Source organism: Rhodoferax sp. LS1R11, from assembly GCF_056521395.1.
This window is the reverse complement of the sequence record NZ_JBWMAW010000005.1, coordinates 181,875-197,396: the sequence shown is the minus strand read 5'-3', so window position 1 is coordinate 197,396 and position 15,522 is coordinate 181,875. Positions and strand designations below refer to the sequence as shown.

Below are 15,522 nucleotides of genomic sequence, written 5' to 3'. Positions count from 1 at the left end.
TTTGTGTGCCATGACCATTTCCGAATTACCCGCCAAACCCAACGCGCCCAGCAGCCGCACCGCCTCACGGGGCGGGCGGGCGCTGCAAAAAGGCCAACAGACCAAACAGGCCATCATCGACGCCGCTTTGGGTCTGGCGGAGCAAATTGGGTTGGAGGGTCTCAGTATTGGTGTCCTCGCGGAGGTCACCCAGATGAGCAAGTCTGGTGTCTTTGCCCATTTCGGATCGCGCGAGGAACTGCAAATTTCCGTGATCCGGGAGTACTACGCACGTTTCTCTGAAGAAGTCTTTTTTCCGGCAATGGAGGAGGCTCGGGGCTTGCCGCGCGTGCGCGCCCTGTTTGCCAACTGGATGAAGCGCGTTGCGGTTGAAATCCAGTCGGGCTGCATCTTCATCAGCGGAGCAGCGGAGTTTGACGACCGCCCCGGTCCCGTGCGCGACGCCCTGGCCAGTTCCGTCAAGACCTGGCTGGCCGCCATGTACCGCGCCGTGGTGCAGGCCAAAGAAGAAGGCCACCTGGATGCTGATGCCAGCGAAGAGCAGATGGCTTTCGAGATTCACGGCCTCATTCTGGCCCTGCACTACGAAGCCCGCTTTCTGAACAACCCGAATTCCATGGCCCGCGCCAACGTCGGTTTTGAAAACATTCTCCTGCGTTACGGCCAGTCCGGCACGATCGCGCCCCGTACGGTTTCTTCCCCACAATCAAAAACCCACTCTAAGGACTAATCAGCATGCCTACCTACAACCCGCCCCTGCGCGACATGCAATTTTTGATGCACGAAGTGTTCAAGGTCACTGACGACTTCAAGGCCATGCCCCAGCACGTTGACATGGATGTGGACACCATCAATGCGGTGCTCGAAGAAGGCGGCAAGTTCGCGTCCGAGGTCATTTTCCCGCTCAACATCAGCGGTGACACCGAGGGTTGCCAGCTCGACAAAACCACGCACGCCGTGACCACGCCCACCGGCTTCAAAGAGGCGTATGCCAAGTACATCGAAGGCGGCTGGGCGGCCCTGGCCTGCGACCCGGCTTTTGGCGGGCAGGGCTTGCCCCTGGTGGTGAACCAGATGTTTTATGAAATGCTCAACAGCGCCAACCAGGCCTGGACCATGTACCCCGGCCTCACGCACGGCGCCTACGCCGCGCTGCACACGCACGGCACGGACGAGCAGAAGAATACCTACCTGCACAAGATGACCAGCGGGGAGTGGACCGGCTCCATGTGCCTGACCGAGCCGCATTGCGGCACCGACCTGGGCCTGATGCGCACCAAGGCCGAGCCTCAGGCGGACGGCACTTACAAGATCACCGGCAACAAGATTTTCATCAGCGCCGGTGAGCACGACATGGCCGGCAACATCATCCACCTGGTGCTGGCCCGCCTGCCCGATGCGCCTCCCGGCATCAAGGGGGTGAGTCTGTTCATCGTGCCCAAGTTCATGGTCAATGCCGATGGTTCGCTGGGCGCGCGCAATGGCGTGTACTGCGGTGGTCTGGAGCACAAGATGGGCATCCACGGCAACGCCACGGCGCAGATCGTACTCGACAGTGCGGTCGGTACGATGGTGGGCCAGCCCAACAAGGGCATGAACGGCATGTTCGTGATGATGAACGCAGCCCGCCTGGGCGTGGGCAATCAGTCGCTCGGGCTGACCGAAGTGGCGTACCAAAACGCATTGGCCTACGCCAAAGACCGCATCCAGATGCGTTCCCTGTCCGGCCCCAAGTCCAAGGACCAGCCTGCTGACCCCATCATCGTGCACCCCGATGTGCGCAAGATGTTGCTCACGGCCAAGGCCTACGCCGAAGGCGGCCGCGCGCTGATGTGTTTCAGCTCCATGCTGCTTGAAAAAGAACACAGCCACTCCGATGAAAAAGTGCGCAAGGATTCGGGTGAACTACTGGCCATGCTGACGCCCATCGTCAAGGCCTTCATCACGGACAACGGTCACATCTCGACCAACGCCTGCATGCAGGTCTTTGGCGGCCACGGCTTTGTCAAGGAATGGGGCATGGAGCAGTATGTGCGCGACAACCGCATCAACATGATCTATGAAGGCACCAACACCATCCAGTCGCTGGACCTGCTGGGCCGCAAGATTCTGGGCAACAACGGCGCCACACTGCAAAAGTTTGGCAAGCTCATTGGCAAACTGGTGGCTGAAGAAGGCGTCAACGAAAAGATGGCCGAGTTCATCACGCCCATTGCCATCCTGGGTGAGCAGATGACCAAGTTCACCACCGAGATCGGGTTCAAGGGCTTCCAGAACCCCGACGAAGTGGGCGCTGCCGCGGTGGATTACTTGCGCGTGGCCGGGCACCTGGTGTTTGGCTACTTCTGGGCGCGCATGGCGCAAGTGGCCCTGCGTGAAATGGCAGCGGGCAACACCGACCCGTTCTATCTGGCCAAGCTGCAGACCGCGCGCTTTTACTTTGCCAAGCTGTTCCCCGAGACCGCCACGCTGATGCGCACGGCCCGGGCCGGCAGCAAGGTGTTGATCGATACCGACGCCGCGCTCGCGTAAATAGTCATTCCTGTCAGTCTGCTTTATTTAACAACGAGGAGTTCTCATGTTCCGTACCGCTATTGCCATTGTGTTGGGTGTGTCGTGTGTCTCTGCCATGGCGCAAATGTCCCCTGTGGGATTGTGGAAAACCATCGACGACAAAACCGGTGCCGTGCGCTCCGAAGTGCGCATCATCGACACGGCCGGTGTGCTCACCGGGGTGGTCGAAAAAGCCCTGGTCACCAGCCCGGAGCCCAATTGCGACAAATGCACCGATGACCGCAAGGGCAAGCCCAAGCTCGGCATGGAGATCATTCGCGGTGCGCACAAGGCCGAGGGCAAGGACGTCTGGGAGGGCGGCAGCATTGTCGACCCCGACAGTGGCACCGTCTACAAACTCAAGTTGACCCCGGTGGACGAAGGCAAGAAGCTCGAAGTCCGTGGCTTCGTGGGCTTTGCCCTGCTGGGGCGGACCCAGACCTGGGTTCGCGCGCAGTAATATTTTTCAGGAAACAACATGTCCCGCTTTCAAGTCAAAAAAGTTGCCGTGCTCGGCGCCGGTGTGATGGGGGCGCAGATTGCGGCCCATCTGGTCAACGTCAAGGTGCCGGTCATTCTGTTTGATCTGCCCGCCAAGGAAGGCCCCAAGAATGGCATCGTCACGCGTGCGATTGAGGGCCTGAAAAAGCTCAAACCCGCGCCGCTCGGAGTGGTCGAGGATGCTGATTTGATTCAACAGGCCAACTACGAAGAGCACATGGACCTGCTCAAGGACTGTGACCTGGTGATTGAAGCCATTGCCGAGCGCATGGACTGGAAGCTGGACCTGTACAAAAAGATTGCGCCGTTCCTGGCGCCGCACGCCATCATCGCGTCCAACACTTCGGGCCTGTCGATCACGAAGCTGAGCGAAGCCTTGCCTTCAGCCCTCAAGCCGCGCTTTTGCGGCATTCACTTCTTCAACCCGCCCCGCTACATGATGCTGGTGGAGTTGATTAACACCCCCACCACGCAGCCTCAAATTCTGAACGATCTTGAAACCTTTGTGACCCGCAACCTGGGCAAGGGCGTGGTGCGGGCCAAGGACTCGCCCAACTTCATCGCCAACCGGGTGGGCATCGCCGGCATGCTGGCCACCATGAAAGAGGTCGCCAATTTCGGTCTGACTTATGACGTGGTCGATGACCTCACCGGCAAGAAATTGGGCCGCGCCAGTTCGGGCACCTTCCGCACGGCCGATGTGGTGGGGCTGGACACGATGGCGCACGTCATCAAGACCCTGCAGGACACGCTGAGCCTGGAGACGGACCCGTTTTACGAGAGTTTTGCCACCCCCGAGGTGCTCAAGACCTTGCTGGAGATGGGCAACCTGGGGCAAAAGTCCAAGGCCGGTTTCTTCAAGAAGGTAGGGCGCGATATTCTGCGCTTTGACCTGGCCACCAAAGCCTATGTGCCCGGTGGCGAAAAAGGCGATGAGGTCTATGGCCGCATGCTGAAAAAGTCCGCGGGCGAACGCCTGGCCTTGCTGCGCAATAGCGAAGGCGCGCAAGGGCAGTTTTTGTGGGCCATTCTGCGCAACAGCTTTCATTACGCCGCCGTGCACCTGGCCTCGATTGCCGACAACGCGCGGGATGTGGATTTCTGTATGCGCTGGGGTTTTGGCATGCAGCAAGGCCCGTTCGAGCTGTGGCAGGAAGCCGGTTGGCTGACCGTAGCCACCATGATCCAGGAAGATATTGACGCCGGCAAAGCCCTGTGCAAGGCGCCTTTGCCCGAGTGGGTGTTCAAAGGCCCCGTGGCCGATGCTGGCGGCGTGCACACTCCGCAAGGTTCGTGGAACCCGACGCTGCAGACGTTTGTGCAACCGCGCAGCCTGCCGGTCTACGCGCGCCAGCATTTCCCCGAGAGCGTGCTGGGTGCCAATGCGCCCAAGGCCGAAGTGGCGGGCACGACCGTGCACGAGGACGCCGCCATTCGCTTGTGGACGCTGGATGGAGAGGTGCTCATTGCCAGCATCAAGACCAAAATGCACGCCATCAGCCCCGCGGTGGTGGAAGGCCTGATGCAGGGCCTGGCGCTGGCCGAGGCCGACTACAAGGGGCTGGTCATTTGGTCGCCCGACGACATGTTCTCGGCGGGTGCGGACCTGCAGGCCATGTTGCCCGCCTTCATGATGGCGGGCGTGAGCGCCATTGACGGCGCCGAGGCCGAAATGCAGCAGGCCATGCTGAGCCTGCGTTATGCCAGCGTGCCCGTGGTGTCGGCCGTGCGCGGTCTGGCACTCGGCGGCGGCTGTGAACTGGCGGTGTACTCGGCCAAACGGGTGGTGGCGATGGAGAGCTACATGGGGCTGGTTGAAGTGGGCGTGGGCCTGGTGCCCGGCGCCGGTGGCCTGACCTACATTGCGCGGCGCGCGGCCGAAAACGCCGCAGCCTCGACCGGCAAAGACCTGCTGCCTTTCCTGACCGAAGGCTTTACCGCCGCGGCCATGGCCAAGGTGGGCACCAGCGCACTGGAGTCCCGCAAGCTCGGTTACCTGCTGGAGAGCGATGTGGTGGTGCCGCACAAGGATGAGTTGCTGTTTGTCGCCATCAACGAGGCCAAAGCCCTGTTTGATTCGGGCTACCGCGCACCGCACAAACGCACGTTTGCGGTGGCGGGGCGCAGTGGCGTGGCCACCATCAAGGGCTCGCTGGTCAACATGCGGGACGGTGGCTTCATCAGCGCGCACGATTTTCACATTGCCAGCCTGATTGCCCACGTGGTCTGTGGCGGTGACGTCGACGCGGGCAGCCTCGTGACCGAGGACTACCTGATGACGCTGGAGCGCCGTGCCTTTTGTGAACTGCTGGTGCACCCCAAATCGCAAGAACGCATCATGGGCATGATGTCCACCGGCAAACCTGTACGCAACTGATTCGAGATCCACATGAAACAAATTCAAGAAGCCTACATCGTTGCCGCCACGCGCACCCCCATCGGGCGTTCGCACCGCGGGTTCTTCCGCAACACGCGCCCGGATGACCTCTTGGTCAAGGCGCTGCAGGCGGCGCTGGCCCAGGTGCCGACGCTGGACCCCCAGACGATTGAAGACCTGATCTGCGGCTGCGCCATCCCGGAAGCCCAGCAAGGCCTGAACATCGCCCGCATTGGCGCCGTGCTCGCGGGCCTGCCCAACAGCGTGGGCGGCATCACCGTCAACCGCTTTTGCGCCTCGGGGCTGAGTGCCGTGCAGATGGCGGCCGACCGCATTCGTGTCGGGGAAGCCGACGTGATGATCGCCGCCGGTGTGGAGAGCATGAGCATGGTGCCGATGATGGGCAACGCGCCCTCGCTGTCGCCCGCCATGTTCAACAACGACGAGAACATTGGCATTGCTTACGGCATGGGCCTGACCGCCGAAAAAGTGGCCACGCAGTGGAAGGTCAGCCGCGAGGCGCAGGACCAGTTCGCCGTCGCCTCCCACCAGAAGGCGCTGGCGGCGATGGCGGCGGGCCACTTTGCGGATGAGATCACCCCGGTGGAGGTGATTGACCGTGCGCCGAATCTGGCGACCGGTGAAGTCATCGAGACAAAGCGGGTGGTCAGCCTGGACGAAGGCGCCCGCCCTGACACGTCGATGGACGGCCTGGGCAAGCTGCGCACTGTGTTCTCGGCACGCGGCTCCGTGACGGCGGGCAACAGCTCGCAAACCTCCGACGGCGCGGGCGCGCTGATTTTGGCGAGCGAAAAAGCCGTCAAGCAGTTCGGCCTGAAGCCGCTGGCCCGCTTTGTGAGTTTTGCCTCTAAAGGCGTGCCGCCGCATATCATGGGCATTGGCCCGATCGAGGCCATTCCCGCCGCGCTGCGTTACGCGGGACTCAAGCAGGACGACATCGACTGGATCGAGCTCAACGAGGCGTTTGCCGCCCAAAGCCTGGCCGTGATGAACACGCTGGGCCTGGACCCGGCCAAGGTCAACCCCATGGGCGGCGCCATTGCGCTGGGCCACCCGCTGGGCGCCACGGGCGCCATCCGCGCGGCCACCGCCATCCATGCGTTGCACCGCAACAAGCTGCGCTACAGCATGGTCTCCATGTGTGTGGGCATGGGGCAGGGCGCAGCGGGTATCTTTGAGCGCGTCTAGGCGCTGACTGTCAAGGGCCACCCTCGGGTGGTCTTTTTTTGCTTTGCGCTACGTTGCGCTTTGCAGAGCGATCTCTGCAACCCAGGAAAGATGGCATGACTTCACATGTTTTTGATACCGCCATTGCCTTGCAGCCGCAGGCTGATGGCAGCTGGCTGGGCCAAACCAGCGCGCCCTATGCCAATATGGTGGGCCCCTTCGGTGGCATCACTACGGCGCAGATGCTCAACGCCGTGCTCCAGCACCCGGACCTTTTGGGCGAGCCGATCTCGCTCACCGTCAACTTCTGCGCGGCAGTGGCTGACGGCGTATTCACGCTGCAGGCCCGGCCTGCGCGCACCAACCGCTCCACCCAGCATTGGGCCCTTGAGATGCTGCAGGACGGCCAGACCGTGGCCACCGCCACGGCCGTGACCGCTGTGCGACGCGACACCTGGGGTGTGGATGAAGAGCCCATGCCCGTGTGCCCGCCGCCGCATGAGGTGCCCCTGCCCACCCTCACCGCGCCCATGGCTTTTGTGCAGCGCTACGAGCAGCGTGCCATCATGGGTAACATCCCGTCCGTATGGGACGGTTCGGGCCATAGCAGCCTGTCGCAAATATGGATACGCGACAACCCGCCGCGTCCGCTGGACTTCACTTCGCTGGCCTGCATCTCTGACATCTTTTTTCCGCGGGTGTTCATCCGGCGTGCCACCCATGTGCCGGTGGGCACCGTGTCTTTGACGGTGTACTTCCACGCCAGTGCCGCGCAGCTGGCCGCCACAGGCACGGGCTACCTGCTGGGCCAAGCCCAGGCGCAGGCATTTCGCAACGGCTTTTTCGACCAGAGCAGCCAGCTCTGGAATGAGGCGGGCGTGCTGCTGGTGACGACCCACCAGATCGTCTATTACAAACAGTGACCCCCTTCGGGCACACCTTTTCTTGAGATACAGACCATGCAAGACATCCTGATTCATATCGACGGTGGCGTCACCACCATCACCCTGAACCGCGTGGAGAAGAAAAACTCCCTTACCGCGGCGATGTACGCCGCCATGGCCGACGCGCTGGCGCAGGCCGAGGCGGACGCGTCCGTCCGTGCGGTGGTATTCCAGGGGCACGAGACCATCTTCAGCGCCGGCAACGACATTGGCGATTTTTTGAACGCACCGCCCGCCACGCAGGACGCGCCGGTGTTCCGCTTTTTGCGGGGCATCAGCACCTTCAGCAAGCCCGTGTTGGCGGCCGTGTGTGGCCCGGCGGTAGGCATCGGCACCACCCTGCTGTTCCACTGCGACCTGGTCTACGCGGGCGACAACGCGCAGTTCTCCATGCCGTTTGTCAACCTGGGCTTGTGCCCTGAGGCGGCGTCCAGTTACCTGGCGCCCCAGCGCATGGGCTATGGCCGGGCGGCTGAGGCCTTGTTGCTGGGTGACCCCTTCATGGCCGAGGCGGCGCTGGAGATGGGGCTGATCAGCCGCATCGTGCCGCCGTCCGAGGCCGCCGCACTGGCGCAGCGCCAGGCGCAAAAACTGGCGGCAAAACCGATCAGCTCGTTGATCGAGACCAAGCGGTTGATGAAAAAAGGCCAGGCCACGGTGGTGGCCGAGCGCATGGTGGAAGAGGGCGCCAGCTTCGGGCGCATGCTGCGCGAACCGGCGGCACGCGAGGCCTTCACGGCCTTCATGGAAAAGCGCAAACCTGATTTTTCAACGGTTTAAGGTGAAACGGGCTGTAGCCCACGTCCTGCCTTCGGAAAATGCTATTGTTTTGATAGTGGTTGGGTCGGAGTTGTTATCGTCGTCAACCGCTTCAATTTGACGGATGTCCATTGGATTGCAAGGCTGATTCCAATAGCCCGTTCAGCCTGGCAACAGGCTGTCGGCGCGATTCGCCCAAGGTCGAGTGTTGACCACGAGGCCATGCATTTTGTTTACTGAAGCGGGTGAAGTCTAGGGTTTACGGTTTCCATTGGGGTTCCAGAGCGCGAGGAAAGATTCGAACGTGGCCTAGGGACGGTGCCCCTTTCAGTGGTTACAGTTGAGGCATCCCCTCGGCCACGACAACTGGGCACGGTCGCTCAATGTTTATGGACTGTCAACAATTCACCAAGGCCCCCATGGTCGCAGCATACAAGCCACAATTTACGCCCATCTCTTACGACGGCATTGACAGCAATACTCCTTCGGGGGAATTGCCTGAGCTCCTAGACAGGCATGAGACGAGGGGTGGTTATGACCCACGGACCGGCAAGTTGACGCCCTTCAAAAACATCAGCAATGATTTTGATGAGAGCCTGATAAACGAAATGCTCGACAGCCTGACCGCAGCTGTGGAAGCCGGCTTGGGAACACCAGCAACTTTTCTCAAAGACTTCTTTGCAACGGATAAAGACGTGCAAAACTTTGCCGACGCACTTGATGAGTACGCGGACGAAGGAACGTTCTGGGTCAACGACCGGCACTTCAATGCATTCATCAATGCCGCAGATGCAGACGAAGCAGATTCCGTGACTTACTCCGCAATGGCAGACCGTATCCGCGAGTTATTTGATATTCAGCGTGAGCAAACCCAGAAAGCTGCCAAATCAGCGGCCAAAACCCCAAGGTAATTTGATTTCAACGCCCCTTTCACAAGGGTGAACCAAGGAGCCGTATGGCACTGGATACTGAAAAAAGGGCAGAGCTTACCGCGGCTGCGCTGGCACATCTTGTCGACCTGAAAAAGTTAACTACGGATGACCCAGCAGGCAAAGAGATAGTTGAATTTCTTGAAACAATGGTCACAAATGGCTCGGTAGCTGACAAAGATGAAGTCCTGGAGTCGTTTCACAAGTACGGGTCATTCGACAGATTCTTGGCGCAAAAAATGCCAGGTAAGAATGCATAACTGTCGTAGGCGGGGCCGCGCAGCGCATGCTGACCGTCCGCTCATTGTCGGGAGTTCCTCGCGCGGGCCGGGATGGTGAAATGTCTGTAAGCAAGGATGGCGTTCAATTGGCCCGATTGATAGTCAACGCGAACATCTAAGACTAAACACGATTCGCTAGACTTGAGTATGAAGAAGACACGAGTATTGGTGGTGGGGGGGTATGGCTTTTTCGGGCGCAGGCTCGTAGAACGCCTTTCCAAGCAAGCTGGCCTGGACATAACAGTTGCTGGGCGCTCCCGGGAGGCGGGAGAGTCCTTGGTGAAAACTTTACAGCCCTCGAGCAGTTCGGAACTGCATAGCGCAACCATGGATGCGATGTCGCCAGCTTTCGTGAGCAAATTGCGGCGCTTAAGCCCAACGGTGGTTGTCAATGCGTCCGGCCCGTTTCAAGGCCAGGATTATCGGGTAGCGGAGGCTTGCATTACTGTGGGTGCCCACTACATTGACCTGGCGGACGGGCGTGAATTTGTGACCGGAGTTGGCAGCTTGAACAAGGCTGCAGAAACTGCTGGCGTCCTGGTGGCAAGTGGCGCCAGCTCAGTACCAGCCTTCTCCAGTGCAGTTACGGACCATCTCGTACGCGGACTTTGCTCGGTGCATTCGATTGAAATCGGAATTAGCCCAGGTAACCGCACAGAACGAGGGCTTTCGACCGTGCGGGGTATCCTCAGCTATTGCGGCCAGGCGTTGCCAACATCTTCTCCGAACGCAACCATAGGTTGGCTCGGTTCGTACCGACACTCCTATTCGAGCCCGGTGGGCTCACGACTGCTTTCACCTTGTGATGTGCCCGATCTGGCATTGCTTCCAAGCAGGTACCCGGGGCAACCAGAGGTCAGATTTGCTGCTGGTCTTGAGTTGGAAGCCCTGCATCGCGGCATGAATTTGATGGCATGGATGGCTCATCATCGTCTAGTAAAAGACTGGTCCGAGTATGCGCAATGGCTCAAACGTGCAGCTGACCTATTCAAAACATGGGGGACTGACGCGGGGGCAATGCATGTCTCGGTTAAGGGGCTAGCTGACGACGGGCACATGATATGGCGGTCCTGGGAGCTATTGGCTACGCGCGGTGATGGGCCGTATGTTCCAACATTGGCAGCATCAGCGCTGATTCGAAAAATCTCAAACCGCAGTCTCCAGACATTGGGGGCAATGCCTTGCCTTGGTTTGTTGTCCCTTGAAGACTTCACTGTTGAGATGCAAGGTCTCGACATAGTGACCTCTGAAAGCGCTGAGTGAAATCCTTGTCCATGTACCGAAATGTGATGGGCCCAGCTTTCAATCGGCTAGACCATTCTGTCCAACAATTTCATAGCCTTTCGGGTCGGCACGAGTTTGACGGCTGGGTCGAGGTGCATGCCCCGGGGGCAGTCCTTGCCAAACTAATGGCGCTTTGTCTTGGGACACCTTTGAGTGCCTCAAGCGGGACGATTCGATTTGAACTCAACGCAGGGCCCGAGTCCGAGAGTTGGACCCGGTTCTTTCCCTCCAAGCGTATGACCTCAACTTTAACGAAAAAAAGTGACCGGGTTGTTGAACGTCTTGGCTTGGCTCGCTTGACTTTTGAGCTTATAGAGGTTGCGGGAGCGCTTGAGATGCGTTTGGAGTGCCTCCATTTTTTAGGAATCCGTTGCCCCTTGTGGTTGATGCCCCAGGTCGTCGCATTGGAGTCAGGCATGGCTGATTCGCTCAATTTCCAAGTGAAGGCGTCGCTTCCCCTCGTTGGTACAGTTGCCAGTTACAGTGGGTACCTTAATATGCCCAGCGAGGACCGTCCGTGATTGTCGTATTCGATGCCAAGTGCCTTCTCTGCAACGGATGGGTGAAGTTTTTGTTGAAACATGACCGAGAGGGTTTGTTTCAGTTTGCCTCCATTCAGGGCGCGACGGGTCAGTCATTGCTCAGCGACGCCGGGTTGCAGGTGGAAGGTCTACAGACACTGCTCTTAGTAGATGGGCCAACTACTTGGCAGCATACTGCAGCAATTTTTCGGGTGCTGCACGCGCTTGGCTGGCCTTGGCGGCTCGCTTGGATAGGTTGGTTGGTTCCCGCACCCGTACGCAATGCAATGTATCGCTTGGTTGCCCGAAACCGGTACTGGCTTTTTGGTCGCTCTGAGTCGTGCCTCCTACCAGCGCCTAATTTTTCCGCACGATTCCTGGATTGATTTAGCAGGGTACGGCGGGGTGTCGTCGTGCGAATGTCCGCTCCTGGTCGGCAAGTGCCTACCAGAACCAAGCCCAAAGCGTCCCTTCACCCATTGACATGACCGTCTTCGCCTCAGTTCCTTCGTGGTCCGCACATGATTTCGGGACTGGGGATGTCGATGCATTTATCGAAGGCTTCTGGCTTGGTGGCCCCTCGCGTCGTTCTGTACGGGCCGAAGCACTCGACGCTCTCATCGTAGATGCGCCACCGCGTTGGGCAGTCCGTTTCGTCGGTGATGACCTCTGTTGGCCGCTTCGCACTCTTTTCACTGGGCTGAGTCGCGGCCTTCGTGCTATCAGCTGGGCTTGAAGGCGTTTTCTTAGGCGGGGCCGCCATTTCGTGGCGTTTCCTTATTTTCTCCTCGGCTGCTCGCTGTTCAATTTCGCGTTTTTGCTCCGTCGAGAGTTCGTACTTTCGCGAGTCACTACAGGTCGACGAGTTCTTGTACTTTTCCGGAACGACGTCTGACATTTGCGTCCGCCCGGTATCGTCCACCCAGCGACATATGGACGTTGAGCGCGCAACCGGCGACAGCAGTGCAAATGCCGCAGCGATTAGTGCGACGGGCATTCGAGCAAGCAGCGGCGTCAGCATAGGATGACTATCTTTGCTATGTCCCGCAAAACTACTGAATCATATGACTCATCGAAACGGAGAAATCTATTTGACAACATGGTGTTACAGGGGTCACAACTCAAATACATAGGTATATCAAGGTCGCCGCAGCAGTGGAGTGACCAATATCATGGTGCGAACTCATAGGTCAACGAGGTGACGGTGCCGCGGAAGTACGGCTTACGGCCATCCGGGCGCATCCAAGCAACTTCGCCACTGAACGGCACAGTCACTCCATCACGCATCTGGTAATTGGACCAGCGACCTTCCCAGGGGAGCACGACTGTTTCCTTGCCAGTCGTGGCGCTCCTCGCTTCGGCGCGGAACGAGTCAATCAGGCCGGCATCGTTGAACCTGAACAATAGCGTCAGCGTGAGCGGGCCATCCACGATGGTGGCGTTCGCGGAACGGTCATCGACCGCCTCCCATCGCACGCCCTGACTGGGCAGCAGTGCGGTTGGGTACCACGCCGCTTCGGCCAAGAAGCGCATGAATTCGCCACGGGCAATCTCGCCGCCTCCACTCATGTCGGCCATGGTGAACAAGCCCAGGATTGCCGCGTGCAACAGGCCCTTGCCAGCGATGTAGCTGTCGACCACTCGCACCGTCAAACCGGGCAGCATGGACACTTGAGCGTCCCACAGGAACCCCGGGCGTCGGGTGACGACCCATTGCCGTGACGTGAAGGGCCTCCACTGCTCATCAGTAGTGGACATGTTGAAAGTACCGGCGAGGTCTATATTGGCGGCGGCTATGACGGGTTGGCCATCTTTGAGCACAGCCCGAAAGTAGCGTTGTACCGGCGCGGGCAAGCCTTCGAGTTCGCGCGAGTCGTAGTGGGCCGGGGACTGCGACTGAGTTTTCTCAGTGATTCGGGCGGTATCGAGCCCGTTGGCCAGTGTCCGCCTGGCCTCGGTCCACCGTGTGGCCCCATAGGCAGCGAGGCCAACAGCAACGACTGCCAGCGAGCATAGAACCAGTCCAAGCCATAGCAGCCATGTCATTCGAGTTCCTTTGTCCTTAACCATTCCCTTGATTTTGGGCGCTATTTGTCGCGCGGTCTGTTCGCCTGCGAACAGAGGTACCACTCATCAAAGACCAGCTCCCAATACAGCTGAATCATCCGCCTCTCCCCAGGACGGTTAGCCTTCCAGGAAGGCTCCGCCGCTTCAGTCCACCACACATAGCCCGGTCCGCAACAGACGCTCCCAGACCTGGGGACATACCCAAGTGATGCGTCAGGCGCTCCCGCGCCTCGGGGTTCCAAATCTTTTTCTAAAGGTCCGCTATGTGGCAAACGGGCTGCGACGCCGTGGGCGCGCAGGGGTCGCATAGTCTGCGGGATTGAAGCTCTGCCTTTGGCCAAGCAATGGGTCGCCGTCTATGCGTTCTGCCAGGCTCTCAAGGTCGGCGTCCGAGACGCCACATTGCCTGAAGTGCTGGCGCCACCCGTCCACCACCTTGATAACGCGTACGACTTCGGAGGCGGCCTGGGCCGGGGTGTAGCCGAAAAGTTCGCACTGCGACATGGCATTGGAGAGCGTTGAGTCCCGCAGGTCGGTTCCGACGATGAACTCCTGGTACCCCTGACCTGAATTCGTGGTCAGCACGTCGTAAGCGGGGGCCAGCCGATACTTTCCCTGCCGCGTCGGCGCGACCACCATCAGCGCGTGGTTCTTCTCGTGGTCATCGGTGTTGTCGATCAGGATGTTGAACACCATGCGGCGAAAAAGCTCCTGCATGTCGAGCAGGTTGAGGCCCTGTTCAGCTACGCCAGCGCGCCGCAGCAGCTGCGCAAGGCCTGGGTAGCCCAGCACCGGCTCCTGCCCTGCGACGGTCTCTGCGCGCAGGGCGGTACCTGCCGAGATGCAATGGATGCGCATGACGCCGTTCCTGTCGTAACGGCGCACCGCCAGCGCGTGCTCACCGACGAGCGGCACCACTTGCGTCTCGGCTACCTGGATGCCAGCCAACTGGGCAAGCGTCATCGACGCGTGCTCAATGAGTGGCACGTCGATGGGCTCGTTGTTGAAAAACTTGATGATCCATTGCTCACCGGCGATGTCGATGAGTGCTTTGGGTTTGGCCCCCCCGAAACTGCCGCCAGCGGCCAACATCTTTCGCTCGATGTCGTTGACCGGTTCCTTGGCGCTGACCTTGCGGACGATTTCGCTCAAGTATTGTGCCTGCGCCAGCCGCGGCAGCGGGCTTTGGGTGCGCGGGACGTAGGTGTCAGCCGACGTCGACACGCCGAGTGCCCCGAAGCGGTCGTCGCCCGCATAGAACAAATACTCCATGATGGACAAGCGCGCAGGCTTGTCGAGGTATTGGATGACGCGCTCCCCCCAGCGGTCGGGTCGGGCGTCGTCAACGGCACCGACCGCCATGCCCTTCCATCGCGGCAGCTGTTCGATGTCAACGAGAAATAAGTCTTCGCTGAGGGGAAATCCACTGGCCAGCCAATCGGCGCCATACTGAAGGGAGACGCCCTTGCCAGCGTCGACCAGCCGCAGCCTGCCCACGTAACGCGGCGCAACCGGGTTTGAGAGGAACCACAGGGTCAGGTCGTTGTGTCTCATGTACCTTCTCGGGCCGCGTCAGCTTGCTGGTTCTGCCGCATCGCGGCCTTTTTCATTTTTGCCTCTGCCGTGGCGCGTACCCTGGCCTTGCCAAGTGCTTCTGCCTGACGCACATCCAGCTCAAGCGCTCCCCGGTCTTCCTTGGGCGTTGCCAAAGTTGCCAGCGCGCCGTCGCGGCCAATGAGCCACAGGGCGGTCGCCAGCACGCCAAGGCTCACGCCGGGTTCGCCGGCCTCCAGGCGCAGAAGCGTAGGGACGCTTATTCCAATGCGTTTGGCCCAGGTTTTGAGCGATTCCTTGCGGCGAAGCCTGGCCACGGCCAGGTCGGCCCCGAGCTGCTCAAGCGCCGCAACCGTCGATGGCGGTAGCTGCGTGAGGGCGGAAGATGCTTTTGTCATAACATATAGTTTAGCGTTTTTAGCTAATTCAGTAAAGTATATGTTAATTATGTGGTTCACGCGGGCGACAACGCGCAGTTCTCCATGCCGTTTGTCAACCTGGGCTTGTGCCCCGAGGCGACGCATGGAAAAGCGCAAACCTGATTTTTCGGTTGTTTAAGGAAAA

At 59.8% G+C, this 15,522-nt stretch carries 16 protein-coding genes; 12 read left to right on the top strand and 4 right to left on the bottom strand.

Annotated elements, in window-relative coordinates; all coding sequences use genetic code 11:
- Positions 1-10 precede the first annotated feature (10 nt).
- From AC097N_RS08965 to AC097N_RS08910, 12 genes are all read left to right on the top strand, one after another.
- The gene (locus AC097N_RS08965; protein WP_479580600.1) at positions 11-730 is read left to right on the top strand and encodes a TetR/AcrR family transcriptional regulator; all 720 of its coding nucleotides are present in this window, start codon (positions 11-13) and stop codon (positions 728-730) included.
- A 5-nt stretch (positions 731-735) separates the two neighbouring features.
- Positions 736-2,532, top strand: coding sequence for an acyl-CoA dehydrogenase C-terminal domain-containing protein (locus AC097N_RS08960; protein WP_479580599.1), 1,797 nt, complete (start codon positions 736-738; stop codon positions 2,530-2,532).
- A gap of 46 nt (positions 2,533-2,578) precedes the next feature.
- Positions 2,579-3,013: a DUF2147 domain-containing protein gene (locus AC097N_RS08955; protein ID WP_479580598.1), complete on the top strand. Its 435-nt coding sequence runs from the start codon at positions 2,579-2,581 to the stop codon at positions 3,011-3,013.
- 18 nt (positions 3,014-3,031) lie between these two features.
- Positions 3,032-5,431 carry a 3-hydroxyacyl-CoA dehydrogenase/enoyl-CoA hydratase family protein gene (locus AC097N_RS08950; RefSeq protein WP_479580597.1) on the top strand — a complete coding sequence of 800 codons (2,400 nt, stop codon included), beginning with the start codon at positions 3,032-3,034 and terminating at the stop codon, positions 5,429-5,431.
- Between the two features lie 12 nt (positions 5,432-5,443).
- Complete coding sequence (locus AC097N_RS08945) at positions 5,444-6,640, top strand: acetyl-CoA C-acyltransferase (RefSeq protein WP_479580596.1); 1,197 nt, start codon at positions 5,444-5,446, stop codon at positions 6,638-6,640.
- A 95-nt stretch (positions 6,641-6,735) separates the two neighbouring features.
- Entirely contained in the window at positions 6,736-7,542 is an 807-nt protein-coding gene (locus AC097N_RS08940; RefSeq protein WP_479580595.1) for an acyl-CoA thioesterase, read from the top strand.
- A gap of 36 nt (positions 7,543-7,578) precedes the next feature.
- The gene (locus AC097N_RS08935; protein WP_479580594.1) at positions 7,579-8,343 is read left to right on the top strand and encodes an enoyl-CoA hydratase; all 765 of its coding nucleotides are present in this window, start codon (positions 7,579-7,581) and stop codon (positions 8,341-8,343) included.
- Between the two features lie 398 nt (positions 8,344-8,741).
- Positions 8,742-9,233 (top strand): hypothetical protein, encoded by a 492-nt coding sequence (locus tag AC097N_RS08930; protein ID WP_479580593.1) that lies wholly within the window; start codon positions 8,742-8,744, stop codon positions 9,231-9,233.
- Positions 9,234-9,277: 44 nt separating this feature from the next.
- Positions 9,278-9,511: a hypothetical protein gene (locus AC097N_RS08925; RefSeq protein WP_479580592.1), complete on the top strand. Its 234-nt coding sequence runs from the start codon at positions 9,278-9,280 to the stop codon at positions 9,509-9,511.
- 168 nt (positions 9,512-9,679) lie between these two features.
- Positions 9,680-10,795 (top strand): saccharopine dehydrogenase family protein, encoded by a 1,116-nt coding sequence (locus tag AC097N_RS08920; protein WP_479580641.1) that lies wholly within the window; start codon positions 9,680-9,682, stop codon positions 10,793-10,795.
- A gap of 11 nt (positions 10,796-10,806) precedes the next feature.
- The gene (locus AC097N_RS08915; protein WP_479580640.1) at positions 10,807-11,337 is read left to right on the top strand and encodes a DUF4166 domain-containing protein; all 531 of its coding nucleotides are present in this window, start codon (positions 10,807-10,809) and stop codon (positions 11,335-11,337) included.
- Positions 11,334-11,723: a thiol-disulfide oxidoreductase DCC family protein gene (locus AC097N_RS08910; RefSeq protein WP_479580591.1), complete on the top strand. Its 390-nt coding sequence runs from the start codon at positions 11,334-11,336 to the stop codon at positions 11,721-11,723. Before AC097N_RS08915 ends, AC097N_RS08910 begins: the two co-directional genes overlap by 4 nt.
- A 113-nt stretch (positions 11,724-11,836) precedes the next feature.
- Here the strand turns inward: AC097N_RS08910 and AC097N_RS08905 are convergent, their stop codons facing one another.
- From AC097N_RS08905 to AC097N_RS08890, 4 genes are all read right to left on the bottom strand, one after another.
- Positions 11,837-12,358: a hypothetical protein gene (locus AC097N_RS08905; RefSeq protein WP_479580590.1), complete on the bottom strand. Its 522-nt coding sequence runs from the start codon at positions 12,356-12,358 to the stop codon at positions 11,837-11,839.
- Positions 12,359-12,507: 149 nt separating this feature from the next.
- Positions 12,508-13,383, bottom strand: coding sequence for a DUF6920 family protein (locus AC097N_RS08900; RefSeq protein WP_479580589.1), 876 nt, complete (start codon positions 13,381-13,383; stop codon positions 12,508-12,510).
- A 282-nt stretch (positions 13,384-13,665) separates the two neighbouring features.
- The gene (locus AC097N_RS08895; protein ID WP_479580588.1) at positions 13,666-14,958 is read right to left on the bottom strand and encodes a type II toxin-antitoxin system HipA family toxin; all 1,293 of its coding nucleotides are present in this window, start codon (positions 14,956-14,958) and stop codon (positions 13,666-13,668) included.
- Positions 14,955-15,356: an XRE family transcriptional regulator gene (locus AC097N_RS08890; protein WP_479580587.1), complete on the bottom strand. Its 402-nt coding sequence runs from the start codon at positions 15,354-15,356 to the stop codon at positions 14,955-14,957. Before AC097N_RS08890 ends, AC097N_RS08895 begins: the two co-directional genes overlap by 4 nt.
- Positions 15,357-15,522: the final 166 nt, after the last annotated feature.